Origin of the sequence: Dietzia sp. MNB45 (assembly GCF_051994785.1) — a bacterium.
Lineage (GTDB): Bacteria > Actinomycetota > Actinomycetes > Mycobacteriales > Mycobacteriaceae > Dietzia > Dietzia kunjamensis.
The window spans coordinates 655,699-680,328 of sequence record NZ_CP163397.1 but is presented as its reverse complement, the minus strand read 5'-3'; the positions used below and the strand labels follow the sequence as shown (position 1 = coordinate 680,328).

Genomic DNA, 24,630 nt, shown 5'->3' with positions numbered 1-24,630 from the left:
TATCCGTCGAGATGACCACGGACAACCGCTCAGCCGCTGACGTATCCTCGACCTTTATCCACAATCGGGCCGGGGGTCCCGCCGCCGACCCACGTGCGCAGGTGGTCGAGGAACTGCCCGGACAGTGTGTCCCGCCACCCCACGACGTCGCCGGACATGTGGGGACTGATGTGCGCGCCGTCGAGGGTCCAGAGCACGTCACCGTCGGGGAGGGGTTCGACGACGAGGACGTCCAGGTGCGCCGAGAGCCTGCCCGTCCCGATCTCGCGCGTGAGGGCCTCCTGATCGACCAGCTCTCCGCGACCGACGTTCACCACGTGAGCGCCGTCGGGCAGGGCGGCCAGTTCCGCGGGGCCGAGCAGCCCCCGTGTGGCGTCGGTCAGCGGCGCCACCATGACGAGATGGTCCACGTCGCCGAGATGCTCGGACAGGTGCGCGGAATCCAGGACGCGGCCGAAGTCCTCGTCGTCGTCGCGCGGTCGACGTCCGGCCCCGCTGACGTCGAGCCCGACCGCCCGCAGTAGCCGCGCGGTGGCCCGTCCGATGCCGCCGGTGCCCACCACCAGGGCGCGCCGGCCGGCCACCCGGGTGGTCTCGCGGTGGCGCCACTGACCCGCGCGCTGCAGCGCCTCGGTCTCGTGGAGCCGTTTGTCGTGGGCCAGGACGCAGGCCAGGACGTACTCGGCGATCGGCCCGTCGAAGACCCCGCGGGCGTTGGTGACCAGCACGTCGGAGTCGCGCAGCTCGTCGAAGAGGAGCTTGTCCACCCCGGCGGCGGCCACGTGGACCCACCGCAGCGCGTCGGCGGCGTGCCAGGCGGAGGCCAGGGCGTCGGAGAAGATGTCCCACACCAGCAGGATCTCGGCCCCGGGCAGAGCCTGCGCGAGGGTGTCGGCCGTGCACTCGCGCACGTCGGCGAGCTCGCGGATCAGCGCGAGGGTGGTGGGGGGCTCGACGCCGTCCGCGGTGAGGACGACGACGGTCGGCCGGGTGCCCGGGTCATGGTTGCCCGGGTCGTGGTGGCCCAGGTCGCGGTGCGGCTGCGTCATGGCCCCACCGTAACGCGACGACCCTCCCGCGAACCAGAATCGTCGGATTGTTGACAATCGACCGTGGCGCGCCACACACTGGCACCCATGACCGCGCACCTGTCGCCCCATCTCAAGCAGGCCACGCCCGTCGTGGTGGACCACGCCCTCGGCTCGTGGATCCACGGCACCGACGGCCGCGACTACCTGGACTTCACGACCGGCATCGGCGTGACCAGCACCGGCCACTGCCACCCCGCCGTGGTCGCCGCGGCACGCGAGCAGTGCGGGAAGATCATCCACGCGCAGTACACGACCGTCATGCACCAGCCGCTGTTGGAGCTCACCGAGAAGCTGGGCGAGCACCTGCCCGAGGGGATCGACTCGGTCTTCTACGCCAACTCCGGATCCGAGGCAGTCGAGGCCGCGGTCCGGCTGGCCCGCATGGCCACCGGCCGGCCCAACATCGTCACCGTCCAGGGCGGCTTCCACGGCCGCACCGTCGCCGCCGCCAGCCTCACCACCGCGGGCACCCGCTTCTCCGCCGGGTTCTCCCCGCTCATGGGTGGAGTCGTGATGACCCCGTTCCCGCACGCCCTGCGCCACGGGTGGACGGAGGACGACGCGATCGACTTCGCGCTGGCCGAGCTCGACTACCTCATGGCCACCCGGGTCGACGCCCGCGAGATCGCGGCCTTCCTCATCGAACCCGTGCTGGGCGACGGCGGGTACATGGCCACTCCCCCGCGCTACCTGGAGGGACTGCGCGAGCGCGCCGACCGGACCGGCGCGCTGCTGATCCTCGACGAGGTCCAGGCCGGCATCGGGCGCACCGGCCGGTTCTGGGGTCACCAGCACACCGACGGGCTCGTGCCGGACATGATCATCACCGCCAAGGGCATCGCCTCGGGCTTCCCCATCTCCGCGATCGCCGCACCCTCCGCCCTCATGGCCAAGGCCTGGCCGGGGTCGCAGGGCGGCACCTACGGCGGCAACGCGGTCGCCGCGGCGGCCGGGGTCGCCACCCTCGGCGTGGTCGAGCGCGAAGGCCTGGTGGACAACGCCGCCGCCCGCGGAACCCAGCTTCTCGACGCGCTCCGGCGTACCCTCGGCGACGTGGGCGAGATCTGCGACATCCGCGGGACCGGGCTCATGCTGGGCGTCGAGTTCGGCGACGCAGGCGCGCCCGCCGGCAGCTCCGGTGCGCTCGAGGCCGCCCGCCTGGCCGCGGCGGTGCAGCAGGCGTGCATCGACGAGGACTTGCTCACCCTGACCTGCGGCCCGACCGGTTCGGTCGTGCGCCTCATCCCCGCGCTGGTGGTGACCGCCGACGAGGTGGACGCTGGTGTCGAGCGCTTCACCCGCGCCGTGCACCGGGTGTGCGACGGGGCGGCGTGACCTCCCACGTCGCACCGGACGCCCCCGGGCGGGCGCTCGTCGGCGCGCTCGTGGACGCGGGTCTGGCGCCCGAGTCGGACCCCCGCCGGATCGCCGAGTACTCCTACGACGCCTCGAACTACCGGGTCGTGCCCGCCGCCGTGCTGTTCCCGCGGTCGGAGAGCGAGGTCGCCACCTCCCTGGCCGTGTGTCACCGGCTCGGGGTTCCCGCGACCGCCCGTGGCGGCGGCACGTCGATGGCCGGGAACGCGATCGGCACCGGCCTGGTCCTGGACCTGTCCCGGCACATGAACCGGGTCCTCGAGGTGGACGAGGCGGCGGGGACCGTCACCGCCGAGGCCGGCACCGTGCTCACGGCCCTGCGCGCGGCCGTCCACGCCGCCACGGGCGACCGCCTGACCTTCGCCCCGGACCCCTCGAGCCAGTCCCGCGCCTGCCTGGGCGGCGCGATCGGCAACGACGCGTGCGGCAACCACTCCGTGCGCCACGGCCGGACCGCCGACCACGTCGAGGCGCTGCGGATCGTCACCGCCGACGGACTGCGCCTCACCGCCACCCGCAGCGGCGTCGAGGCCACCGATCCGGCCGACGCGCCCGCCGCCGCCCGCGCCGAGCACCTCACCACACGGTTGCAGGACCTGACCGCCGACCACCTGGCCGCCATCCGCACCGAACTCGGCCGCCTCCCCCGCCAGGTGTCCGGCTACCACCTGCGTCACCTGCTGCCCGAGGAGGGCTTCGACGTGGCGCGGTCCCTCGTGGGCTCCGAGGGCACGTGCGCGATCGTCACCGCCGCGACCGTGCGGGCCGTCCCCCGTTCCGCGCGCACCGGGCTGGCAGTCGTGGGGTACGCCGACGTGGTGGACGCTGCGCGGGACGTGCCAGCCATCCTGCGACACCGCCCCACAGCCGTAGAGGGTATCGACGAGGTGATCGTCGCGACGATGCGGCAGCGCCGCGGCGCCGACTCGGTCGCCGAGCTGCCGCGCGGCCACGCGTGGCTGTTCGTGGAACTCGATGACGACGGGAGTGACGACGACGGGGGCGACGACGACGAGGCCGGCGCCGGCGGTCGTGGGCTCGACGCCCGGGTGGCCGAACTGGCCGACGAGCTGACGCGGGACGGCCACGCTCTCGAGGTCCTCGTCGTGACCGATCCCGTGGCCCGCGCGGACCTGTGGCGCGTGCGTGAGGACGGCGCCGGGCTGAGCTCGAGACTGACCGATCCGGCGACGGGCGCGACCATCGAGTCCTGGCCCGGCTGGGAGGACTCCGCCGTCGCCCCCGAGCGGCTCGCCGACTACCTCGCCGACTTCCGCGACCTGCTTGCCCGGCACGAGCTCACGGGCGTCATGTACGGGCACTTCGGGGCGGGCTGTATGCACATCCGCATCAGCTTCGACCTGCGCTCGGACGCGGGCCGGGCCATCATGCGCGCGTTCTGCACCGACGCCGCCCACCTCGTGGTGCGGCACGGCGGGTCGCTGTCCGGGGAGCACGGCGACGGCCGCGCCCGCTCCGAGCTGCTGCCGGTGATGTACTCGCCCGAGATGCTGGACGCCTTCGCCCGCTTCGCCGGACTCTGGGACCCGGCGGGGATCCTCGCCCCGGGCGGCCTGACCGCCACCCGACCCCTCGACGCCGACCTGGCGCTGACCGGGGTGGGCAGGCGCGACCTGGGCCTGCTCACGTCGCCGGACGGTGCCCACCCGGTCCAGGCCTGCATCGGCGTGGGCCGCTGCCGCACCACCTCCGGTGGCGTGATGTGCCCGTCCTTCCGGGCCACCGGGGACGAGAAGGACTCCACCCGCGGTCGGGCCCGCGTCCTGCAGGAGGTGGTCCGCGGCACCCTGCCCATCGACGACCCCGCGGTGGAGGAGTCGCTCGAACTGTGCCTCGCGTGTAAGGCGTGCTCGTCGGACTGTCCCACCGGCGTCGACATGGCCACCTTCAAGTCCGAGGCCCTGCACCGTCGCTACACGCGTCGAGTGCGACCGACGGCCCACTACTCGCTGGGCCTGCTCCCGCTGTGGCTGCGCGGCACCGTCCGCGCGGCCGGGCCCATCAACGCCCTGCTGGGGACCCGCGCCGGCCGCGCCGCGGCACGGATGGGCGGCCTGAGCACCGAGCGCACCCTGCCCCGCTTCGCGTCCGCCCGTCAGCTGCGCGAGGAGCTCGCCCGGGTCCCGGAGAGCGTGTGGACCGTCCGCGAACCGGAGCCGGGGCGCACCTCCGCGGAGGTCGTGCTGTTCCTCGACTCGTTCACCCGCGGACTGCGCCCCGCGGTCGCCGGCGCCGCCGCCCGCGTGCTGGGCGGCACGCACACCTCCGTCGCCTGCACAGCCGACCAGTGCTGCGGGTTGACCCACGTCACCACCGGCCGACTCGATGCCGCACGCCGCACCATGACCTCGACCGCGCGCCGCCTCGACGCGATCCGCGGGCCGGGCGGGGAGGAGGTCCCCGTCGTCGTCGTCGAACCCTCCTGCGCCGCCACCCTCCGCGAGGACCTCCCCCGCCTGCTCGCCGACACCCCCCACGCGGACGCCGCACGCCGCGTGGCCGCCCGTGTCCGCTCCTCCGCCGACCACCTCGGCAGGCTCGCCACCGAGGGCCGCGCCCCCGCGTGGCCCGGCGGCGCGCCCCCGGACCGCGTCACCGTCCAGACCCACTGTCACGAGTACGCGACCTTCGGCAACCGCGTCCAACGCGCCACGCTCACCGCCCTCGGCGTGGGCTCGGTCCGCGAGGCGACCGGCTGCTGCGGCGTCGCCGGCGACTTCGGCTTCACCGCCGGCCACGAGACCGTCACCGCGGCCGTCGCCGAACTCGCCCTCGCCCCCGCCCTGCGCGCCGACACCGACGCCCCCGTCCTCACCGACGGGTTCTCGTGCGCCACCCAGGTCGACCACCTCGGCGCCGGCGACCCCACCACGGGACCCGGCCGCACCGGCCGCCACCTGTTCGAACTGCTCGACCCCGACCCCCGTCCCGACCCCCGCCCCGCACCCACCAGGAGGCCCACATGACCCGCTCCGCAGCCGACATCATCAGTGCCCTCGGGACCGGCATCCACGTCGACGGGGCCTGGCGCGACGCCGCCTCCGGCGCGACGTTCGACGTGGTCAACCCCGCGACCGGTGACGCGATCGCGACCATCGCCGACGGCGGGGCCGGTGATGCCGCCGCCGCGATCGAGGCCGCCGGTCGCGCCCAGCCGTCGTGGGCGGCGGTCCCCGCCCGCGAGCGGGCCGAGATCCTGCGCCGGGCCTACGAGCTGATCGTCGAGCGCGCCGACGAGCTGGCGCTGCTCATGACCACCGAGATGGGCAAGCCACTGGCCGAGGCGAAGGGCGAGGTGACCTACGGCGCCGAGTTCTTCCGCTGGTTCTCCGAAGAAGCCTGCCGCATCCGCGGCGACGCCCGCCGTTCCCCCGACGGCAAGACCCGGCTCATGGTCACCCACGAGCCCGTGGGACCGTGCATCCTCATCACCCCGTGGAACTTCCCCCTGGCCATGGCCACCCGCAAGATCGGACCCGCCATCGCCGCCGGCTGCACCATGGTCTTCAAGCCCGCCAACCTCACGCCACTGACCTCGCTGTACGTGGTGGACCTCCTGCGCGAGGCGGGGCTGCCCGACGGCGTCCTCAACGTGGTGTGCACGACCGACGCCGGCGGCGTGGTGGAGCCGTGGATCGACTCCGGCATCGCCCGCAAGCTGTCCTTCACCGGATCCACGCCCGTCGGCCGCACGCTCCTCGAGCAGTGCGCGCGCGGGGTGCTGCGCACCTCCATGGAGCTCGGCGGCAACGCGCCGTTCGTGGTCTGCGAGGACGCGGACATGGACACCGCCGTCGCCGCGGCGATGGCCGCCAAGATGCGCAACATGGGCGAGGCCTGCACGTCCGCCAACCGGATCCTCGTGCACCGCTCGGTACTGGACGAGTTCGGTCGGCGCCTGACCGAGAAGATGTCCGCCCTGACCGTGGGCGACGGCACGACCGACGGCACCGACGTGGGCCCCCTGGTCGAGGAGAAGGCTGTCACCAAGGTCGTGGACCTGGTCGACGACGCCGTCGAGCGCGGGGCCGAGGTGCTGACCGGCGGTTCGCGCCTGGAGGGCCCCGGCTACTTCTACCCGCCCACCGTGCTCACCGGTGTCACCCCGGACGCCGAGCTGATGTCGACCGAGATCTTCGGCCCCGTCGCCGCCCTCGTACCGTTCGACACCGACGACGAGGCGGTGGCACTGGCCAACGACACCGAGTTCGGACTGGTCTCCTACGTCATGACCGAGAACCTCGACCGCGCCATGACCATGTCCGAGCGACTCCAGGCCGGCATGGTCGGCATCAACGTCGGCGTCGTGTCCAACCCGGCCGCCCCGTTCGGCGGCATCAAGCAGTCCGGGCTGGGGCGCGAGGGCGGGCTCAGCGGGATCGAGGAGTTCGTCGAGACCAAGTTGGTCGCGATCCCCGTGCGCTGAGCCGACCCGAACCGAGCCGACCCGCTGGCTCCCCTAGCCGGTGCGCACGCGGCCGGCCCGGCGGTGACGCTCGGCCTCGGTCATCCCGCCCCAGACGCCGTACAGCTCACGCTGGGCCATCGCGTGCTGGCGGCACGCGTCGATGACGGGACACTGCCCGCAGAGCTTCTTGGCGGCGGCCTCCTTGCGGCGCCGCGTCGACTTGGCCTCGTCCTCCGAGTTGTAGAAGAGGTCCGGGATCTCGCGGCACATCCCGGAGTCGGCCCACGCCCACCGATCGTCGAGTCTGGTCATCGCTGTCTGCATCATGGTTCCCCTCGCCGTCCGGTCCAGCTTCCGATGTCCCCGGGGGATTCGGCACACCCCCAGGGGTGGGATGGGTCACAACTGCTAATGTCCCTTCATGAAGGTCCGGGTCTCGGTGGTCAACGACTACTCGCTGGTCGTCGCCGGTGTGGAGGCCCTGCTGGGTCCGTACGCCGACCGGGTGCACGTGGTGCCGACCCATCACGCGACCGACGTCGCCACGCCGGTCGACGTCGCCCTGTTCGACACCTTCGGCTCCGGCCCCGGGTGGCAGCAGCGGTGCGCCGAACTCGCCCGTGACCCGCAGATCGGCGCGGTGGCGGTCTACTCGTTCATCACCGATCCGAAGGCCGTCGACGAGGCGCTGGCGGCCGGGGCCCGGGGTTTTCTCGCCAAGTCCCTGATCGGGGACGAGCTGGTCAGCGGGATCGAACGCATCGCGGCCGGTGGGCGCGTCACGGTGATCGACCGGGAGGACTCCGGGCCGGCCGCGCCGTGGCCCACTGGCGGTGTGGGCCTGACCCCCCGGGAGGCGGAGATGTTGGCGCTCATCACCCAGGGTCGGTCGAACGAGGAGATCACCGCGGCCTGCTACCTGTCGATCAACACCGTGAAGTCCTACATCCGGGACGCCTACCGCAAGATAGGGGTGACGACCCGGCCGCAGGCCGTGGCGTGGGCACTGCGGAACGGCCTCGGGTCGAGCCACTGAGCTCCGTGCCCTGACCGCCGTCCCCCGAGCTACGCGCCCTCGCTGACCCTGGCCAGCCCGTCCCGCATGTGGTCGACGAGCAACGTCCGGGCCCGGAGTCGGTCGCCCGAGCGCACCGCGTCCGCGATCGCGCGGTGCTCCGTGAGCCTGGACGCGGCGTCGGTATAGGTGCTGCGCATCGCGTGGAGGCACATACTCGTCTCCACCACCACGGTCTCGTGCACCCGCGACAACCGCGGGCTCCGCGCGGCCTCCACCAGCGCGTGGTGGAAGTCCAGATCCGCCGCCACCATGGCCGCGGACCGGGGTTCGTCGGCCAGCGCCGCCATGGCGTCGACGGCCGCGTCGAGGGCGTCGGCAGTGGCCTCCCCCAGACCCAGATCGAGCACCCGCTCCAGAGCACCGGTCTCGATGGTCGTCCGCAGCAGGTACATGTCCTCGACGGCGTCGGGCGTCAGGTCGGCGACGAACAGTCCGCGATTGCGGTGCGAGACGAGCAACCCCTCCTGGGTGAGCCGCTGCATCGCCTCGCGCAGCGGGCCGCGACTCACGCCGAGCGAGCGTGCGAGAGCGGCCTCGCCCAGTTGTGTCCCGGGGGCCAGCGAGCCGTCCGCGATGCCCCTCCGCAGAGCGCGCGCGATGAGGGACGGCGTCGACTCCTGGACGACGGGTTCCAGTCCCGCGGTCGAGTCGATCACGGCCGACCGTCCCCCGGCCGCTCCGCCGCGTGGACCCGCGGGGTGGGCACGACCTGACCGAGCGCGGCTTCGAGTGCGGCACCGACCCGGACCACCAGTCGGTCCTCGAACCGCGCACCCACCACCTGCAGCCCCACCGGGAGGCCCGCGTCGGTCGTCCCGCAGGGGACGCTCAGCGCCGGCTGCTGGGTCATGTTGAACGGATAGGTGTACGGCGTCCACGACGTCCAGTCGGGACTGCCCCAGCCCGGCGGCACGTCCGATCCCGCCGCGAAGGCGGCGATCGGCGTGGTGGGCGTGATGAGGATGTCGTGGGCTTGGTGGAAGTCGGCCATCCGCGCGCCCAGGGCCATCCGCACCGCCACGGCGTCGAGATAGTCGGCGGCGGAGTAGTCGTGGTACCGCTCCAGCGCCTCGCGCATCGACGGGTCGACGTGGTCGACGGCGCCCGGCCCGTGGGGCGCGAGGACCGCGGCGAGTCCGGCGAACCACAGGACGTGGAACGCGTCGACCGGGTCGGTGATCCCGGGGTCGACCGTCTCGACCCGCGCTCCCAGCGATTCCAGTACGGCGACCGCGCGTCCGACCTCCCGCTCGACCTCCGGGTCGGTGGTGCCGAAACCGAGGTCGGGGCTGTACGCGACGCGCAGTCCCTCGAGTGGGCGGTCCCCGCGTGAGCCGTCGACGGCCGCGGCGAGGTACCCGCCCGGACCGGGGGTCGTCGCGCGCGCCGGCACCGCCGACCAGTCGCGGGGGTCCGGACGCAGGAGGGTGTCCATGAACGCGGCCGTGTCGGCGACCGTGCGGGTCATCGGCCCGGCGTGCGCGAGCGTGCCGAACGGGCTGGACGGGAACATGGGGATCACGCCGTAGGTGGGCTTGAGCGCCACGATCCCGCAGAACGCGGCGGGGATGCGCACCGACCCGCCGCCGTCGGTGCCCAGTGCGAGCTGGCCGAGCCCGGCGGCGACCGCGGCCGCCGCCCCGCCGCTGGATCCGCCCGGGGTGAGGCCCGGGTCGTGCGGATTACGGGTGATCCCGGTGAGCGTGTTGTCCGTGACCCCCTTCCACGCGAACTCCGGGGTGGTGGTCTTGCCGATCACCACGCACCCGGCCTCACCGACCGCCGATGTGACGGGGGCGTCGTCGGGCCACGAGGCGGGATCGGACGCACCGGGCTTGTCGGCCAGGAGCCGGGAACCCCGGAGCGTCGGGACGCCGCGGGTGTAGAAGATGTCCTTGATCGTGGTGGGGACGCCGTCCAGCGGGCTCAGCGGTTCACCACGGTGGTACCGCTCCTCGGACGACCGCGCGGCCGTCAGCGTCGCGTCACGATCGACGTGACAGAAGGCGTTGATCTCGCCGTCGACCCGATCGATCGCGGTGAGCACCTCCTCGGCGGCATCGACCGGGGAGAGTTCGCCCCGGCGGTAGCCGTCGGCCAGTTCGAGGGCCGTGTGCGACAGGGTCATCGGCGCGCCTTCCATGGAACCGTCTGATTGTCGACAATCCTACAGGCGGCCGGGTCACGGTCAAGCGTCACGCCACACGGCGCGGGTCACCGTTCGAGGACGGCCTTGAGGAACGTGCGTGTCCGGTCCTGCTTGGGATCGGTGAAGATGGCCTCGGGAGTACCCTCCTCCACGATCTTGCCCTGATCGAACACCAGCACGCGGTCGGCCACGTCGCGGGCGAACCCCATCTCGTGGGTCACGATGAGCATCGTGATGTCGGTGGACTCGGCGATCATCCGCAGCACCCCGAGCACGTCGGCGACCAGCTCGGGATCGAGAGCCGAGGTGACCTCGTCGAGGAGCAGGATATCGGGATCCATCGCCAGCGCCCGGGCGATGGCGACCCGCTGCTGCTGCCCGCCCGACAGCGTGGTCGGGTGGGCGTTCTCCTTGTCCGCGAGACCGACGGTGTCGAGGAGTTCGCGTGCCCGCTCCACCGCCTCCCCCTTGGACCGCCCCAGGACGTGGATCTGCGCCTCGGTGATGTTCTCGAGCACCGTCATGTTGGGGAACAGGTTGAACTGCTGGAACACCATCCCGATCTTCGAGCGGACGGCGCGCAGGTGCTTCTGGGAGGCCTTGACCAGCGTGTCGCCCTTGAATTGGTGGGTCAGGGGTTCGCCCTCCACCCAGATCACGCCGTCGTTCGCCTCCTCGAGGGTCATCAGCAGGCGCAGGATCGTCGTCTTGCCCGACCCGCTGGGGCCGATCAGCGCGACCCGCTCGCCCCGCCGCACGGTGAAGTCGAGGTGGTCCAGGACCACGTGGTCGCCGAACTGCTTGACCACCTTCTCGAACACCACCATCGGCGACTCGCCGCCTGTCGGCGTGCTCGGCCGCGTCGGCGTGCTGGGGTCAGTAGACAAGGGACTTCTCCAGTCTCCGGATGAGGATCGAGGTCGGGTAGCTCGCGAGCAGGAAGATCACCCCGGCGAGGGTGATCGGCTCGAGGTACTGGAAGTTGCGGGCGCCGTACTGCTGCGCGGCGGTCACCATCTCCACCACCGTGATCGCGAACAGGAACGGGGTGTCCTTGAACAGGGAGATCGCGTAGTTGCCGAGCGCCGGGACCGTGTTGCGGATCGCCTGGGGCAGGACGACGGCACGCCACGTGCGCCCCGCGGGGAGTGACAGCGCCCGGGCGGCCTCCCACTGCCCGGTCGGGACCGCGTCGATGCCCGCGCGGTACACCTCAGCCATATAGGTCGCGTAGTGGACGCCGATCACGGCGATACCGATCTGCAGGCCGGTGAACTGCGGGAGCAGGAAGTACGCGAACAACAGTTGGACGACGAGCGGGGTCAGGCGGATGAACTCGGTGACCAGGCGCAGGGGCACGGTGATCACGGCGGGCGCGGCGCGACGCACCACCGCGACGAGCAGACCCAGCACCGCCGCGATGAGGAAGCCGACGACGGTGGCCAGCAGGGTGATCCGGAACCCCTCCAGCAGGATCGGGATGCTCTCGATTGCGCGTTCCCAGCTCCAGTTGACGCTCATCGGCCCACCCCCACTGCTTCGTTGACCCGTTCGGGTCGCAGGCTGAGCACCTCACGGAGCGACGGCCCCGCCCCAAGGCGGGACTTCGCCCGGACCTCGAGGAGGTTCATGAACAGGGTGAGGACGTACGCGATGACGAAGTAGAGGATCAGCCCGACGCCGAAGGCGAACACCGTATCGCCGGTCACCCGGCGCAGCTCCCCGATGTGGAAGGTCAGGTCCTGCAGCAGGATGAAGCTGGCCAGGGCACTCCCCTTGAGGAGCTGGACCAGGAGGTTGTTCAGCGGCGGGATCATCTGCACCCACGCCTGCGGGAAGACGACCTTGGACATGCGATGCCAGGGCGAGAAGTTCAGGGCGACCGCGGCCTCCTTCTGCGGGGTCGGGACGGAGGCCAGCGAACCACGGACCACCTCGGCGGCGTACGCGCCGTAGTTGAGTCCCAGCGCCAGGATCCCGCAGAAGAGCGGATCGAGTTCGTAGCCGAGCAGCGGCAGCACGAAGAACAGCCAGAACAGCTGCACCAGCAACGAGGTGCCCCGGAAGAACTCGACGATCGTCCTCGACACCCCGCGGATCACCATGAGGCGGGACCCGGCCGCCACGCCGAGGACCAGCGCCATGGCGAAGCCCAGCGCCGCACCTCCCAGTGTCAGATAGATGGTGGTGACGATGCCTTCCTGGAAGCGGGGCCACGCCTCCAGGAAGGCCTCGATGTTACTTTCCACGGTCGTTCGTCACCGGACTCCGTGCACCGTCACTCGCCGGCGCAGAGGTCGGCGGTCGTCAGCGCGGGGTCGGGGAGCTCCCCCTCGGTGAACCCGAACTCACCCACGATGGAGAGGTACTTCTCCGGATCGGAGGTGATCTTGGCCAGTTCCTCGTTGTAGGCGTCGAGGAGCTCCTGGTCGTCAGTGCGGAACACGGTACCGCCCGCGCCGACCTGCGGCTCGCCGTTGATCTCCGCGACGAACGACTCGGTCACCTCGACGGGGGCGTCGGGGTTGTTGTTCTTCATCCAGTTCAGCGAGATGCCGGTCAGGGCGAAGACGTCGGCGCGCCCGGAGGTGACCGCGTCCATCCCGTCCTGGGGGGTGGCGACCTGCATGCTGTCGATACCCAGCTCGGAGGCGTAGTCGGACTCGATCGCGCCCGTCATCGTCGCGAGCCGCGCACCGCTCTCGGCGACGGACTGCATGTCCGTGAGGTTCATCGGGTTGCCCTCCTCGACCATGAGGGCGGTGGTGTAGTTGAACTCGGGCTCGCTGAACGCGGCTTGCTCGCAGCGCTCCGGGAGGATCGACATGCCCGCGCTGACCACGTCGAAGCGGTTGGCCTGGAGACCGGGGATGAGGGCACCGAAGTCCGCGTTCACGCCCTCGACGGTGTCGATGCCCAGATTCCCGAAGATCTCGCGGTGGAGGGCGACGGTGGCGCCGGTGAGCTCGCCGTTCTCCTGGAACGAGTAGGGCGCCTCGCCGGCGAAGCCGACCGTCACGCTGCCGCGGTCCTGCAGGGTCTCCAGCAGGCTCGAGTCGTCGTCGGAATTCGTCGATGTACAGCCCGTGAGCCCCAGGCCGATCACCGCGGCGGCGGCGATCACGCTCATCGGACGACGGCGTACGGATGTCCTCAGCACTGATGATGCCATGGTCTTCTCACCTTCCGGTCGCGGTCGGACACTGGGCGCACCCGGTGCCCGATCCTCTGCGCTCACCGGTACGTCCTTCAGACGCCCGACTTCAGCCTTTGAGTCTCCTTAACGTAACACGCGTCACATGACGCGCCGGGGGCTTTCGCGGTGCCCGGGTCCGGGCGGCGCGCTTATCCTGACGTCCATGACCACCGCCGAGACCCTGGACGAGGCGCTGCGCCGCGCCGCCGACGCCCCCACCCTCGTGGTGGCGTGCGACTACGACGGCACGCTCGCCCCGTTCGTCGACGACCCCACGAAGGCCGTGCCCGCCCCCGGTGCCGCGGACGCCCTGGCGAGACTGGCGGGGCTGCCCCGGACCACCGTCGCCCTGCTGTCCGGCCGTAACCGCGCGGCGCTGGCGGAGGTGAGCGGCGCCGACGCCCCGGTGGTCCTGGTGGGCAGCCACGGGTCGGAGTGGGAGGGTGGTTTCGACTCCCCCCTCGACGACGACGAGGTGGCGCTGCTGTCCCGGGTGCGGTCCGCCCTCGAGGAGATCGTCTCCCGCACCCCCGGGGCGCACGTCGAGACCAAGCCGACGGCCGCCGTCCTGCACGTCCGCCCGGTGGCCGATCCCGCGGAGCGGGAACGTGCGCAGGCCGAGGCGATGGCCGGGCCGGCCACACTCGACGGGGTGTTCGTCACCGAGGGCAAGAACGTCGTGGAGATCGCCGTGCGGGAGGCGAGCAAGGGCGCGGCCATCGAGACGATGGTCGAGCAGACCGGAGCGGAGGTGGCGCTGTTCATTGGCGACGACGTCACCGATGAGCGCGGCTTCGCGCACCTGCGACCGCAGGACGTCGGCGTCAAGGTCGGCGAGGGCGAGACGGCGGCCGCGCACCGCGTCGCGGACATCCCCGCCGTCGTGGAGCTGCTCGACACTCTCGCCGATCTGCGGGGCTGACACCCCCGGATGTGCACGCGCGCCGCGTCGCGGATCTACACTTAACGACAACGGTTCTCATTACTACGAGAGTGGTCCACACGATGTCGTCCTCCTCACCCGCCCGCACCTCCCCCGCCCGCACGCCCCGCGCGCTGGCCCTCGCCGCGGCCGCCCTCCTGGGCGGGGGCGTGCTCACCGCCTGCGGCACCGACGGCGACGCCGGCGCGGGCGACGACGGGCCCACCGTGGTCGCCTCGACGACCGTCTACGCGGACATCGCCGAGCAGGTCGCCGGCGGCAACGCCTCGGTGGAATCGGTGATCTCCGACCCGGCCGCCGACCCGCACTCCTACGAGGCCAGCCCTGCGGATGCCGCCGCGGTCGCGGGCGCCGACCTGGTCGTCTACAACGGTGCCGGTTACGACGCGTTCGTGGACATGGCCCTGGACAACGCCGGAGACGTCCCCGTCGTTCGGGGGGTCGACGAGTTCGAGCGGGTCACCGGTGCCTCCGTGGACGGGCACGACCACGCGGAGGAGGACCATGCCGACAGCGACGACCATGCCGACGGCGACCACTCGCACGAGGCGGCCGAGAACGAACACGTCTGGTTCAGCCTGCCGACCGCCGCCGCGGTGGCCGAGCGGGTAGCCGAGGAACTCGCCGCGATCGACTCCGGCAACGCCGAGCAGTACCGCGACAACGCCCGCGCTTTCGCCGACGCCCTGACCCCGCTCGAGGCCCGGCTCGACGAGATCCACGACCGCGGACACTTCCCCTACGCCCAGACCGAGCGGGTCGGCGCGCAGCTGTTTGAGGCCGCGCACCTGACCGACCTGACGCCGCGCGGGTTCCTCGCCTCCGTCGAGGACGACACCGATCCGTCCGCCGCCGACCTCGCCGCCATGCTCGACCTGCTGGCCGAGCGACGGGTCGCGTTCCTGGCCTTCAACACCCAGACCGAGACCTCCGTGACCGCCCGCGTCCGCGACGCGGCCGAGGACGCCGACCTCGTCGTCGTCGACCTCACCGAGACCCTCCCCGAGGGCGCCGACTACATCGGCTGGATGACGGGGATCGTCGACGACGTCTCCGGCGCACTGGCCGACGCGACCCCGGTGGGCGACGGTGGCCACTGAACCGGCGGGGGGCCACACCCGCGGCGCCCCCGGCCCCGGACCGGTCGTCTCGCTGCAGGGCGTGACGGTCTCCCGCGGCGGTCGCACCCTCATCCGCGACCTCGACCTGGAGATCGCCCCCGGCGAGTTCGTGGCCGTCCTCGGACCCAACGGCGCCGGCAAGACCACCCTGCTCAAGGTGCTGCTCGGCGAACACCGGCCCGACTCCGGCACCGTCCTCGTCGACGGACGCGCCCCCGGCGACCGCGGCACCCACCTCGGCTACGTACCGCAGCAGCGCGCCTTCGACCCCGGCATCACCCTGCGCGGACGCGACCTCGTGTCCCTCGGGATCGACGGCACCCGCTGGGGCCCCGGTTGGCCGTCACGGCGCGCGGGCAAACGCCGGATCGTCGACGACGCCCTCACCAGGCTCGCGGCCGGAAAGCTCGCCGACAAGCCACTCGGCCGGATGTCCGGCGGCGAACAACAACGCGTACGGGTCGCCCAAGCCATCGCGTGCGACCCGTGCGTCATGCTCTGTGACGAACCGCTGCTCAGCCTCGACCTCACCGGTCAACGCACCGTCGCCTCCGTACTCGACCACCGACGCCGCGAGCACGACACCGCGGTCGTGTTCGTCACCCACGAGATCAACCCGGTGCTGCCGATGGTCGACCGGATCGTCTACCTGGTCGACGGCCGGCACCGCATCGGCACCCCGGACGAGGTCTTCACCACCGAGGTCATGTCCGAGTTGTACTCCTCCCCCGTCGAGGTCCTGCGCGTGCGCGGACAGATCGTCGTGGTGGGCGACACCCAGCACCTCGTCGCCGAACCCTGGTCGAGCGGGCACCACCACCACGATGACGACGCCGCAGGCGGCCACGACCACGGACATGGAGCGCACTGATGGACCGACTGCTCGAGATCCTCGGGTCCATCGCCGACACCGAGACCACCGCGTACCTGCTGGAGCAGGACTTCGTGCTCTTCGGCCTCGCCGCGATCGCACTGCTCGGCCTTCTCTCCGGGGCGATCGGGCCGTTCATCGTGATGCGGCAGATGTCGTTCTCCGTGCACGGCGCCAGCGAGCTCGCCCTCACCGGTGCCGCCGCCGCCCTGTTGTTCGGGCTGAACCTGGGGCTCGGTGCGATCGTGGGGTCGGTGATCGCCGCCCTCATGTTCGGCCTCATGGGCTCCCGGGCGTCCCAACGCGACAGCTCCATCGGCGTGGTGCTGGCGTTCGGACTCGGCCTGGCAGTGTTGTTCATCCATCTCTACCCCGGCCGCTCGGGGACGAGCTTCTCCCTGCTCACCGGGCAGATCGTGGGTGTGTCCGAGCACGGGCTGGTGCAGATGGCGGTGGTCGCGGCCATCATCGTGAGCGCGCTGATCGTGCTGTACCGGCCGCTCGTGTTCTCCTCCGCCGACCCCGAGGTCGCCGAGGCGCGGGGCGTCCCGGTGCGGGCCATCAACATGGTCTTCGCCGTGCTCGTGGGGCTGGCCGCCGCGCAGGCCGTGCAGGTCGTCGGCGCGCTGTTGGTCCTGTCCCTCCTCATCACGCCGGCCGCCGCCGCGGCCGCCGTCACCTCCAGCCCGTTGCGGGCGATCGGGCTGACGATCCTGTTCGCCGAGATCGCGGCCGTCGGGGGGATGCTGCTCTCCCTCGCGCCCGGCGTGCCGGTCTCGGTGTTCGTCACCACCATCTCGTTCGTCATCTACCTCGCGTGCCGCGGTGTCGCGGCGGTGCGGCGATGACCGGGGGTGCCGGGCCGGACGGTGCTGAGCCGGACGGTGCTGAGCCGGACGGTACTGGGGCGGACGGTGCCGGGGCGGACGGTGCTGCCGTAGCGCCCGACGATGCCGCCGAACTCGAGGCCATTCGCGCCGCCTACCCCACCCTGACCTGGGACTCCGCCGAGCGGATCGACGAGGGCTGGGACCACGTCGTGATGATCTGCCGCGGGTGCTCCGGGCCGGATTCGCACGGCCACCGCGAGCTGGTCTTCCGGTTCCCCGCCGACGATCAGGCGCTCGCGCAGCTGCCGACCGAGATCGCGGTCCTCGACCACCTGGCGGGTGGCGTCGACGCCGCGCTCCCCCACTACTCCCACGTACCCGCGCACGGTCGCTTCGCCGGGTACCCGCTGGTGCGCGGGCAGCGCCTCACCCCGGAGCTGTTCGACAGCCTGCCCGCCACCGAGAGGACGACGCTCGTCGCCCAACTCGGCGCGCTGCTGGCCGCGCTGCACATCCAGGACACCTCGGCGCCCCCGATCGACCGGGTGCCCCACTCCTACCAGCCGGAGAACCTGGACTTCGTCCGCGGGATCGTGGACAACAACCTGCCGGCGGTGTTCACCGACGCCGAGATGGCCACGGCCCGGGAGATCTGCGACGAGGTCGGGGCGCTGCAGTCCACCCTGCTACCGCGGGTGCTGCTGCACAACGACGTCTACGTCCGACACCTGTACTGGGACCGCGGGCAGGCGGCCGGGCAAGCGGCCGGCGGGCTCGGCGCGGCCGGCGGGCTCGGCGGGGCCGGTGGGGTCAGTGGGCCCGGCAGGCTCGGCGGACCCGGCAGGCTCGGCGGACCCGGCAGGATCGGCCTCATCGACTTCACCGACATGTGCCTGGGCGACCCGGCCGTCGACTTCGCCGAGCTGTACGAATACGGCCCGCGCTTCGTCGAGGACGTGCTGGCCCACTACACCGGGCGGGCCGACGAGACCTTCCTCGACCGGGCGTGGACCTACCAGCGGTTCGCCGCGCTCTACATGATCGCCGGCCACCTGTACTACGGGGTGGAGTCCTGGGAGCACGCCCGGTCGGCGTTCGACCGGTGCCGCTCCCCGCGCCGGCCGCGGGCCTGACACCCTCCGCGGGACGGCCCCTGCGCCCGCATCTACAGCCGCTCCCGCGCCTGGCGTCTCGCTCACGCGCCTGCTCGGCCAGCCCACAGCCGCTCGTCGGCATGGCGTCTCGCGCGCGCATCGGGGCAGGCCAGACGCCATGCCGGCGAGCGAACGTTCAGGCGCGTGTGCGAGACGCCAGAGGCGGTAGCGGATGCCGCGGACCAGCGCGCTGGCGGGCCGGGCGGATGCCGCGGGCCGGGCGGACCGGGCTCCCGCCTCGGCGGGTCAGCGCTTGACGCGCCGCTGCCGCGCGAACTCCGAGAGCACCACGCCCGCCGCCACCGAGGCGTTGAGGCTCTCGACCTCGGACGCGATCGGGATGGACAGGATCGAGTCGCAGTTCTCGCGGACGAGGCGGGACAGGCCCTTGCCCTCGGAGCCCACGACGATGACCGTGGGGCCGGTGCCGTCGTAGTCGTCCAGCGAGACGTCGCCCCCGGCGTCCAGGCCGACGAGCTGCGCGCCCTGCTTGGCCCAGTCGAGCAGCGTCCGGTTGAGGTTGGTCGCCTTGGCCACGGGCAGGCGGGCCGCGGCGCCGGCCGAGGTGCGCCACGCCACCGCGGTGATGGACGCGCTGCGCCGCTCGGGGATCAGCACGCCGTGCCCACCGAAGGCCGCGACCGACCGGATGACGGCGCCGAGGTTGCGCGTGTCGGTGATGTTGTCGAGCGCCACCAGCAGGGCCGGCTTCGAGGAGTGCATGGCGCTCTGGATGAGGTCGTCCGGGTCGGCGTACTCGTAGGGAGGCACCTGGAGACCGATCCCCTGGTGCATGCCGTTGGAGGTCATCCGGTCGAGATCGTGGCGGGGCACCTCGAGGATCGAGATCCCCTTGTCGGCGGCGAACCGCACGGCCTCGGTGAGCCGCTCGTCGTTGTCGGCCCCCACGGCCACGAACAACGCCGTGGCCGGGACCCCGGCACGCAGGCACTCCACGACCGGGTTGCGGCCCACCACGAGTTCGGGCCCGTCGGCCTTCTTCTGGGCGTACTGGCGGCGCTGCTGGGCACCGTCCGACTTGCGCGACGCGGCCTTGGCCTTGCGGTGCGCCGGGTGGTAGGTCCGGTCCTCGGCCTTGGGGGTGGCGCCGCGCGCCTCGAGCCCGCGACGGCGCTGGCCGCCGGAGCCGACGACCTGTCCCTTCTTGGTGCCGGATTTGCGGATCGCTCCGCGCCGGCTCGAATTGCCCGCCATGTCAGTCCTTCCGGTTGGCGAGCGACCACTTCTGGCCGTCCGCGGTGTCGACCACCTCGATACCCGCCGCGACCAGTCGGTCACGGATGGCGTCGGCGGTGGCGAAGTCCTTGTTCGCCCGCGCGTCGGCGCGGGCCTCGAGTTCTGCGCGCACGAGGAGATCGAGTGCTGCCAACGCCGCGTCCTCCCCACCCCCGGCGGAGGTCCACTGCGGGTCCAGCGGGTCGACGCCCAGCACCGCGGCCATCGCCCGGACGGACGACGCCGCCGCGAGCGCCGCGTCGAGATCCCCCGACGACAACGCGGTGTTGCCGGCGCGGACCCGGCCGTGGATCTCCGCCAGCGCGGCGGGGACCCCGAGATCGTCGTCCATCGCGGCGGCGAACCCGTCGGTCCACTCGCCGACCGGGACGTCGCCCCCCGGTGCCGTTCCCGACCCGATGGCCTCGTTCACCCGGTGCACGAGCGCCTCGATCCGGCGATAGGCCGCGGCCGCCTCCTGCAGTGCCTCGGGAGAGTATTCCAGCATCGACCGGTAATGCGCACTTCCGAGGTAGTAGCGCAGTTCCACGGGGCGGACGGCGGTGAGGATGTTGGGCACGCTGAGCACGTTGCCCAGTGACTTGCTCATCTTCTCGCCGGCCATCGTCACCCAGCCGTTGTGCAGCCAGAAGCGGGCGAACCCGTCGCCGGCGGCATGGGACTGGGCCGCCTCGTTCTCGTGGTGCGGGAACTGCAGGTCGAGGCCGCCGCCGTGGATGTCGAAGGTGTGGCCGAGATACCAGGTGGCCATGGCCGAGCACTCGAGGTGCCACCCGGGCCGACCGTCGCCCCACGGGGTGGGCCAGGCGGGCTCGCCGGGCTTGGCGGCCTTCCAGAGGGCGAAGTCCCGCGTGTCGCGCTTACCGCGCAGGTCGGCGGACTCGCCCTGGTCGACCTCGTCGAGTCGGTGTCCGGACAGGTGCCCGTAGTCGCCCTCGGGCGCGGCCGACCAGGCGGCGACGTCGAAGTAGACGCTGCCCTCGGCCGGATACGCGAAACCCCGCTCGATGAGCCTCTCCATGTAGTCGATCATCTGGGTCACGTGCCCGGTCGCGCGTGGCTCGGTGGACGGCGGCAGCACGCCGAGCGCGTCGTAGGCGCGGGTGAACTCGCGCTCGTGGGTGGCCGCCCATTCCCACCACGGGCGCCCGTTCTCGGCGGCCTTGGTGAGGATCTTGTCGTCGATGTCGGTGACGTTGCGCACGAACGCCACGTCGTAGCCGTTGGCGAGCAGCCAGCGGCGCAGGATGTCGAACGCGACGCCGGAGCGGACGTGGCCGATGTGCGGGACCGACTGGGGGGTGGCTCCACAGAGGTAGACGGACGCGTGCCCTTCCCGGACGGGGGTGAACTCCCTCAGGGAGCGGGCGGCGGTGTCGTACAGATGGAGCGTCACGGGTGCCGAGTCTACCGGTGTCGGGCCGTCAGGCCCGGTACACCAGTGCCGTGGCCACGGCGGAGACCCCCTCACCGCGGCCGGTGAAGCCCATGCCGTCGGTGGTGGTGGCGGAGACGGAGACCGGGGCGCCGATGATCTCGGACAATCGCTGCTCGGCCTCGGCACGGCGCGGCCCCATCTTGGGCCGGTTGCCCACCATCTGCACGGCGGCGTTGCCGATCACCCACCCGTGCTCGTCCAGCTCGGCCACCGCTTCCCGCAGCAGGCGCTCGCCCGAGACGTCGTCGTACTCGGGTCGTCCGGTGCCCACCAGCGCGCCGAGGTCACCGAGGCCCGCCGCCGAGAGCAGGGCGTCGACCAGGGAGTGGGCGACCACGTCCCCGTCGGAGTGCCCCTCGCACCCGTTGTCCTCGGGGAAGTGCAGACACGCCATCATGCAGCGCTTTCCGGGATCCACGCGGTGGGCGTCGGTGCCGATCCCCACGCGGGGGATGACGGGTCCGGTCACGGGTCCTCCTGGATTCGGCCCGCGGGGACGGGGGGCGCCGAGCCGGGACGGGATCCGGCGAGTTCCGTCAGCGCGCGGGCATGGTCGGTGGCGGTGGTGATCTTGAACGCGAGCGCGTCTCCCTCGACGGTCGCGACCCGCTGCCCGATCCGTTCGACCAGGCCGGCGTCGTCGGTGGCGATGTCCCCGGCCGCGTCATAGGCGGCGAGCAGGACGTCGGGAGCGAATCCCTGGGGTGTCTGGACGGCGCGCAGCCCGGAACGGTCGGGGGTGCCCACGACGTAGCCGTCGTCGTCGACCTGTTTGACGGTGTCGACGACCGGGAGCACCGGCACCACGGCGACCTCGCCGGAGCGCACGGCCTCGACGACGCGCCGCGTCGGTGCGGCGGGGGTGAGGCACCGCGCCGCGTCGTGCACCAGCAGGACGTCGTACACCGCCGCGCCGGCATCACCGTGGGTGGCGGTCAGCGCCGCGAGCCCGTTGCGCACGGAGTCGGTGCGCTCCGCGCCGCCGGTGGCGACGACGACGAGGTGGTCATCGTCCCGGAGCCGGGCGAGCATCGACTCGGCTTCCCGGACGCGGTCCGACGGGACCACCACCACCACATCGTCGACGGCCCCCGAGTCCAGCAGGCCGGCGACGGCCCGCTCCAGCATCGTCCGGCCGTGGAGTTCGACGAAGGCCTTGGGCAGTCCCGCGCCGAGCCGGAGCCCGGAACCGGCCGCGGGAACGACGGCGGCCACCCTGCCCGTGGGGGCGGGGTGGCCGTCCGGACCGTGTCCTATCACTCCGACGGTCGCGTCACGCCGGTGCGGCGGAGCCGAGGACCTCACCGAGGAGGGCGTCAGCGCGTTCCTCGTCCGAGCGCTCGGCGAGCGCGAGCTCGCCGACGAGCACCTGGCGCGCCTTGGCGAGCATGCGCTTCTCGCCCGCGGACAGGCCACGATCGAGATCGCGGCGCCAGAGGTCGCGCACGACCTCGGCGACCTTGTTGACGTCACCGGAGGCGAGCTTCTCGCCGTTGGCCTTGTAACGACGCGACCAGTTGGTGGGCTCCTCCGCGTGCTCGGTGCGCAGGACCTCGAAGACCTTGTCCAGGCCCGCCTGGTCCACCACGTCGCGCACGCCCACGTACTCGGCGTTCTCGGCCGGTACCTTCACCGTGAGGTCGCCCTGTGAAACCTTGAGGACGAGGTATTCCTTCTCGGTGCCCTTGACCGTCCGCATCTCGATCGCCTGGATGGTGGCGGCGCCGTGATGCGGGTAGACGACGGTGTCGCCGACCTTGAACTCCATGAGTGGCTTTCCCCTTTCGACCGCCCTATCTTAGCACGCCCTCAGTGCAGGCGTTTTCCGTTTGCGCAGGTCAGCAACGTGTACAGGCTGACGAGGGAATCCCACGGGTGTGAGGGGGCCACTGGAACGCCGGTCTGGACGGGCCGTGGACTACGATGAGACCGGCCTGAGAGACGACCATCCCCGAGGAGCCTGACGTGACTTCATCGAACACCGGCCTGCGCCGCACCGCGCTCGTAGTCCTGGCCGTGGGCGCCGCCCTCGGGGCGTCGGCCTGCAGCGCCGGCCAGGTCTCCCAGACCGCCAACCAGGTCGCCGCGGTCGACGGTGGACGGGGTTCCGCGGGCGACCTGCACGTCAACGACCTGCAGGTGGTCGTCCCCGAGAACGGTGGCGAGGCCCGCGTCGGATTCGTCGCCTCGTTCACCGGCTACGGCCTCGGCGAGGCGGTCTCCCTCGACCGGGTCGAGATCGACGGCACCCCGGTCCAGCTCGGCGAGACCCGGCCGCTGCAGCGTGGCTGCACGATCGTCGTCGACGCGACCGAGGGCGCAGAGCCCGCCCCCGCACCGGAGGGCGTCTGTGTCGAGCAGACCACCGCGACCCTCCCCTCGGCCGACGACCTCGACGTCGGGGGCTCCGTGCCCGCCACCGTGAGCTTCTCCAACGGCGACCGGATCGAGACCGAGGCCGCCGTCGTGGGCGAGCTCGTCGAGGCCGGCGAGTACACCCGTCCGACGGAGTACGCCGGCGAGTCCGAGGAGCACTGACACGTCCGCCCTCTCCGCCCGCTCGGCCGACGGTTCACCGGTCGACCCCGACATGCGGGCCGTCCTGCGGCGACTCGCCCCGGGCACCCCGCTGCGTGACGCACTCGACCGGATCCGCCGTAGCGGCACCGGGGGGCTCGTGGTGCTCGGTGACGATCCCGCCGTCCGGGCCATCTGCGACGGCGGTGTCGACCTCGACGTCGAGTTCGCACCCGCCCGACTGCGGGAACTGAGCAAGATGGACGGCGCCGTGGTGCTGTCCACCGATGGCTCCCGGATCACCCGCGCCAACGTCCACCTGGTCCCCGACCCGTCACTGCCGGCCGTCGAGACGGGCACCCGTCATCGCGCCGCCGAGCGCACGGCGCTGCACACCGGCGTCCCCACGGTGGCCGTGTCGGCGTCGATGACCACGGTGACCGTCTACGCCGGCGGACTGGCCCGGGTGCTGGCCGACCCGGTGGTCCTGCTGGCCCGGGCCGACCAGACGGTCGCCACGATGGAGCGGCACGGCGCCCGCACCGCCCGTGCCCGCGCCCGGCTCGACCGGGCGGAGATGGGCGACTACGCCTCGGTGCGCGACGTCGTGACCATGGCCCAGCGCCTGCTCAGGCTCGAACGCCTGGGCGCCGAACTCGCCGAGCTCACGGTGGAGATGGGCGAATACGGGCGCCAGACCACCCTGCAGCTCGAGGAGCTGCTCTCCGACACCCCCGATGAACTGTGGGGCCTGGTCGCGGACCACCTCCGCGTGGAGGCCGTCGACGGCGATGCACGCCCGATACCGACACCGGAGCAGGTCACCGCCGGGCTCGAGCGACTGGCCGCGTTGACCGACGCCGACCTGCTCCTGCCCGCGCCCGTCGCCCGCTGCCTGGGGCTACCGGCCGAGCCCGAGGACCTGGACGAGCACGTCACCGCCCGCGGACACCGCATGCTCGCGCACATCCCTCGTCTGCGGCCGGTGCAGATCACGGCGCTGGTCGAACGTTTCGGATCGGTGCCCGCACTGCTGGCGGCCGAGCAGTCGGACTTCGCCGACGTCGAGGGCGTCGGCGCGCTGTGGGCCCGCCACGTCCGGCAGCGCCTCACCGGCCTGGGCACCGGCTGACGACCACCGCGGCGCCCCATCGCTCGGCGCGGGCCCGGTCAGGACCC

Annotated in this window: 24 protein-coding genes; 11 read left to right on the top strand and 13 right to left on the bottom strand. The window is 72.2% G+C overall.

What is annotated here, in order from left to right; translation table 11 throughout:
* Positions 1 to 29: 29 nt before the first annotated feature.
* A complete protein-coding gene (locus tag AB5G72_RS03345) occupies positions 30 to 1,049 on the bottom strand; it encodes a D-2-hydroxyacid dehydrogenase (RefSeq protein WP_440220992.1) in 1,020 nt (339 codons plus the stop codon).
* Positions 1,050 to 1,136: 87 nt separating this feature from the next.
* Here AB5G72_RS03345 and AB5G72_RS03340 point away from each other — a divergent pair, with 87 nt between their 5' ends.
* The 3 genes from AB5G72_RS03340 to AB5G72_RS03330 are packed head-to-tail and all read left to right on the top strand — an operon-like array spanning position 1,137 to position 6,915.
* Positions 1,137 to 2,426, top strand: a complete 1,290-nt coding sequence (locus AB5G72_RS03340) for an aspartate aminotransferase family protein (protein ID WP_440220991.1) — start codon at positions 1,137 to 1,139, stop codon at positions 2,424 to 2,426.
* Complete coding sequence (locus tag AB5G72_RS03335; RefSeq protein ID WP_440220990.1) at positions 2,423 to 5,455, top strand: FAD-binding and (Fe-S)-binding domain-containing protein; 3,033 nt, start codon at positions 2,423 to 2,425, stop codon at positions 5,453 to 5,455. The genes AB5G72_RS03340 and AB5G72_RS03335 overlap by 4 nt, the downstream gene beginning before the upstream one ends.
* A complete protein-coding gene (locus AB5G72_RS03330; RefSeq protein ID WP_440220989.1) occupies positions 5,452 to 6,915 on the top strand; it encodes an NAD-dependent succinate-semialdehyde dehydrogenase in 1,464 nt (487 codons plus the stop codon). Before AB5G72_RS03335 ends, AB5G72_RS03330 begins: the two co-directional genes overlap by 4 nt.
* A gap of 33 nt (positions 6,916 to 6,948) precedes the next feature.
* On the opposite strand, the gene AB5G72_RS03325 is transcribed toward AB5G72_RS03330, so the two are convergent.
* On the bottom strand, positions 6,949 to 7,221 hold the full coding sequence (locus AB5G72_RS03325; protein ID WP_167507195.1) for a WhiB family transcriptional regulator: 273 nt from the start codon (positions 7,219 to 7,221) through the stop codon (positions 6,949 to 6,951).
* A 97-nt stretch (positions 7,222 to 7,318) separates the two neighbouring features.
* Here AB5G72_RS03325 and AB5G72_RS03320 point away from each other — a divergent pair, with 97 nt between their 5' ends.
* Positions 7,319 to 7,933 (top strand): LuxR C-terminal-related transcriptional regulator, encoded by a 615-nt coding sequence (locus AB5G72_RS03320; protein ID WP_440220988.1) that lies wholly within the window; start codon positions 7,319 to 7,321, stop codon positions 7,931 to 7,933.
* A gap of 29 nt (positions 7,934 to 7,962) precedes the next feature.
* Here AB5G72_RS03320 and AB5G72_RS03315 read toward each other — a convergent pair whose 3' ends face one another.
* The 6 genes from AB5G72_RS03315 to ehuB all read right to left on the bottom strand — a co-directional run bounded on the left by AB5G72_RS03315 (position 7,963) and on the right by ehuB (position 13,254).
* Positions 7,963 to 8,631: a GntR family transcriptional regulator gene (locus tag AB5G72_RS03315; protein WP_069388851.1), complete on the bottom strand. Its 669-nt coding sequence runs from the start codon at positions 8,629 to 8,631 to the stop codon at positions 7,963 to 7,965.
* Positions 8,628 to 10,103 carry an amidase gene (locus tag AB5G72_RS03310; RefSeq protein WP_440220987.1) on the bottom strand — a complete coding sequence of 492 codons (1,476 nt, stop codon included), beginning with the start codon at positions 10,101 to 10,103 and terminating at the stop codon, positions 8,628 to 8,630. Before AB5G72_RS03310 ends, AB5G72_RS03315 begins: the two co-directional genes overlap by 4 nt.
* Positions 10,104 to 10,189: 86 nt before the next feature.
* Positions 10,190 to 10,951, bottom strand: coding sequence for an ectoine/hydroxyectoine ABC transporter ATP-binding protein EhuA (ehuA, locus tag AB5G72_RS03305; RefSeq protein ID WP_069388850.1), 762 nt, complete (start codon positions 10,949 to 10,951; stop codon positions 10,190 to 10,192).
* A 49-nt stretch (positions 10,952 to 11,000) separates the two neighbouring features.
* Positions 11,001 to 11,645: an ectoine/hydroxyectoine ABC transporter permease subunit EhuD gene (gene ehuD / locus AB5G72_RS03300; RefSeq protein WP_440220986.1), complete on the bottom strand. Its 645-nt coding sequence runs from the start codon at positions 11,643 to 11,645 to the stop codon at positions 11,001 to 11,003.
* A complete protein-coding gene (gene ehuC / locus AB5G72_RS03295) occupies positions 11,642 to 12,373 on the bottom strand; it encodes an ectoine/hydroxyectoine ABC transporter permease subunit EhuC (protein WP_335672400.1) in 732 nt (243 codons plus the stop codon). Before ehuC ends, ehuD begins: the two co-directional genes overlap by 4 nt.
* A gap of 29 nt (positions 12,374 to 12,402) precedes the next feature.
* Positions 12,403 to 13,254, bottom strand: coding sequence for an ectoine/hydroxyectoine ABC transporter substrate-binding protein EhuB (ehuB, locus tag AB5G72_RS03290; protein WP_205475706.1), 852 nt, complete (start codon positions 13,252 to 13,254; stop codon positions 12,403 to 12,405).
* A gap of 229 nt (positions 13,255 to 13,483) precedes the next feature.
* Between ehuB and otsB the strand changes: the two genes are divergently transcribed.
* From otsB to AB5G72_RS03265, 5 genes are all read left to right on the top strand, one after another.
* Positions 13,484 to 14,242 (top strand): trehalose-phosphatase, encoded by a 759-nt coding sequence (gene otsB / locus AB5G72_RS03285; protein WP_440220985.1) that lies wholly within the window; start codon positions 13,484 to 13,486, stop codon positions 14,240 to 14,242.
* An 83-nt stretch (positions 14,243 to 14,325) separates the two neighbouring features.
* On the top strand, positions 14,326 to 15,363 hold the full coding sequence (locus AB5G72_RS03280) for a metal ABC transporter solute-binding protein, Zn/Mn family (RefSeq protein ID WP_440220984.1): 1,038 nt from the start codon (positions 14,326 to 14,328) through the stop codon (positions 15,361 to 15,363).
* The gene (locus AB5G72_RS03275; RefSeq protein WP_154829030.1) at positions 15,353 to 16,255 is read left to right on the top strand and encodes a metal ABC transporter ATP-binding protein; all 903 of its coding nucleotides are present in this window, start codon (positions 15,353 to 15,355) and stop codon (positions 16,253 to 16,255) included. The genes AB5G72_RS03280 and AB5G72_RS03275 overlap by 11 nt, the downstream gene beginning before the upstream one ends.
* Positions 16,255 to 17,103 carry a metal ABC transporter permease gene (locus AB5G72_RS03270; protein ID WP_440220983.1) on the top strand — a complete coding sequence of 283 codons (849 nt, stop codon included), beginning with the start codon at positions 16,255 to 16,257 and terminating at the stop codon, positions 17,101 to 17,103. Before AB5G72_RS03275 ends, AB5G72_RS03270 begins: the two co-directional genes overlap by 1 nt.
* Positions 17,100 to 18,218 (top strand): phosphotransferase, encoded by a 1,119-nt coding sequence (locus AB5G72_RS03265; protein ID WP_440220982.1) that lies wholly within the window; start codon positions 17,100 to 17,102, stop codon positions 18,216 to 18,218. The genes AB5G72_RS03270 and AB5G72_RS03265 overlap by 4 nt, the downstream gene beginning before the upstream one ends.
* 267 nt (positions 18,219 to 18,485) lie before the next feature.
* Here AB5G72_RS03265 and rlmB read toward each other — a convergent pair whose 3' ends face one another.
* Genes rlmB through AB5G72_RS03240 form a run of 5 tightly spaced genes read right to left on the bottom strand, consistent with a single transcriptional unit; the run spans position 18,486 to position 22,702 of the window.
* The gene (gene rlmB, locus AB5G72_RS03260; protein ID WP_069390413.1) at positions 18,486 to 19,454 is read right to left on the bottom strand and encodes a 23S rRNA (guanosine(2251)-2'-O)-methyltransferase RlmB; all 969 of its coding nucleotides are present in this window, start codon (positions 19,452 to 19,454) and stop codon (positions 18,486 to 18,488) included.
* 1 nt (position 19,455) lies between these two features.
* Positions 19,456 to 20,892, bottom strand: coding sequence for a cysteine--tRNA ligase (cysS, locus tag AB5G72_RS03255; RefSeq protein ID WP_317470223.1), 1,437 nt, complete (start codon positions 20,890 to 20,892; stop codon positions 19,456 to 19,458).
* A 28-nt stretch (positions 20,893 to 20,920) separates the two neighbouring features.
* Positions 20,921 to 21,403, bottom strand: coding sequence for a 2-C-methyl-D-erythritol 2,4-cyclodiphosphate synthase (gene ispF, locus AB5G72_RS03250; protein WP_067711638.1), 483 nt, complete (start codon positions 21,401 to 21,403; stop codon positions 20,921 to 20,923).
* Positions 21,400 to 22,149: a 2-C-methyl-D-erythritol 4-phosphate cytidylyltransferase gene (gene ispD / locus AB5G72_RS03245; protein WP_440220981.1), complete on the bottom strand. Its 750-nt coding sequence runs from the start codon at positions 22,147 to 22,149 to the stop codon at positions 21,400 to 21,402. Before ispD ends, ispF begins: the two co-directional genes overlap by 4 nt.
* 58 nt (positions 22,150 to 22,207) lie before the next feature.
* The gene (locus tag AB5G72_RS03240; RefSeq protein ID WP_067711635.1) at positions 22,208 to 22,702 is read right to left on the bottom strand and encodes a CarD family transcriptional regulator; all 495 of its coding nucleotides are present in this window, start codon (positions 22,700 to 22,702) and stop codon (positions 22,208 to 22,210) included.
* Between the two features lie 197 nt (positions 22,703 to 22,899).
* Here AB5G72_RS03240 and AB5G72_RS03235 point away from each other — a divergent pair, with 197 nt between their 5' ends.
* Both AB5G72_RS03235 and disA read left to right on the top strand, forming a co-directional pair.
* A complete protein-coding gene (locus AB5G72_RS03235; RefSeq protein ID WP_440220980.1) occupies positions 22,900 to 23,472 on the top strand; it encodes a hypothetical protein in 573 nt (190 codons plus the stop codon).
* 52 nt (positions 23,473 to 23,524) lie between these two features.
* The gene (disA, locus tag AB5G72_RS03230; protein WP_067711629.1) at positions 23,525 to 24,583 is read left to right on the top strand and encodes a DNA integrity scanning diadenylate cyclase DisA; all 1,059 of its coding nucleotides are present in this window, start codon (positions 23,525 to 23,527) and stop codon (positions 24,581 to 24,583) included.
* Positions 24,584 to 24,630 lie beyond the last annotated feature (47 nt).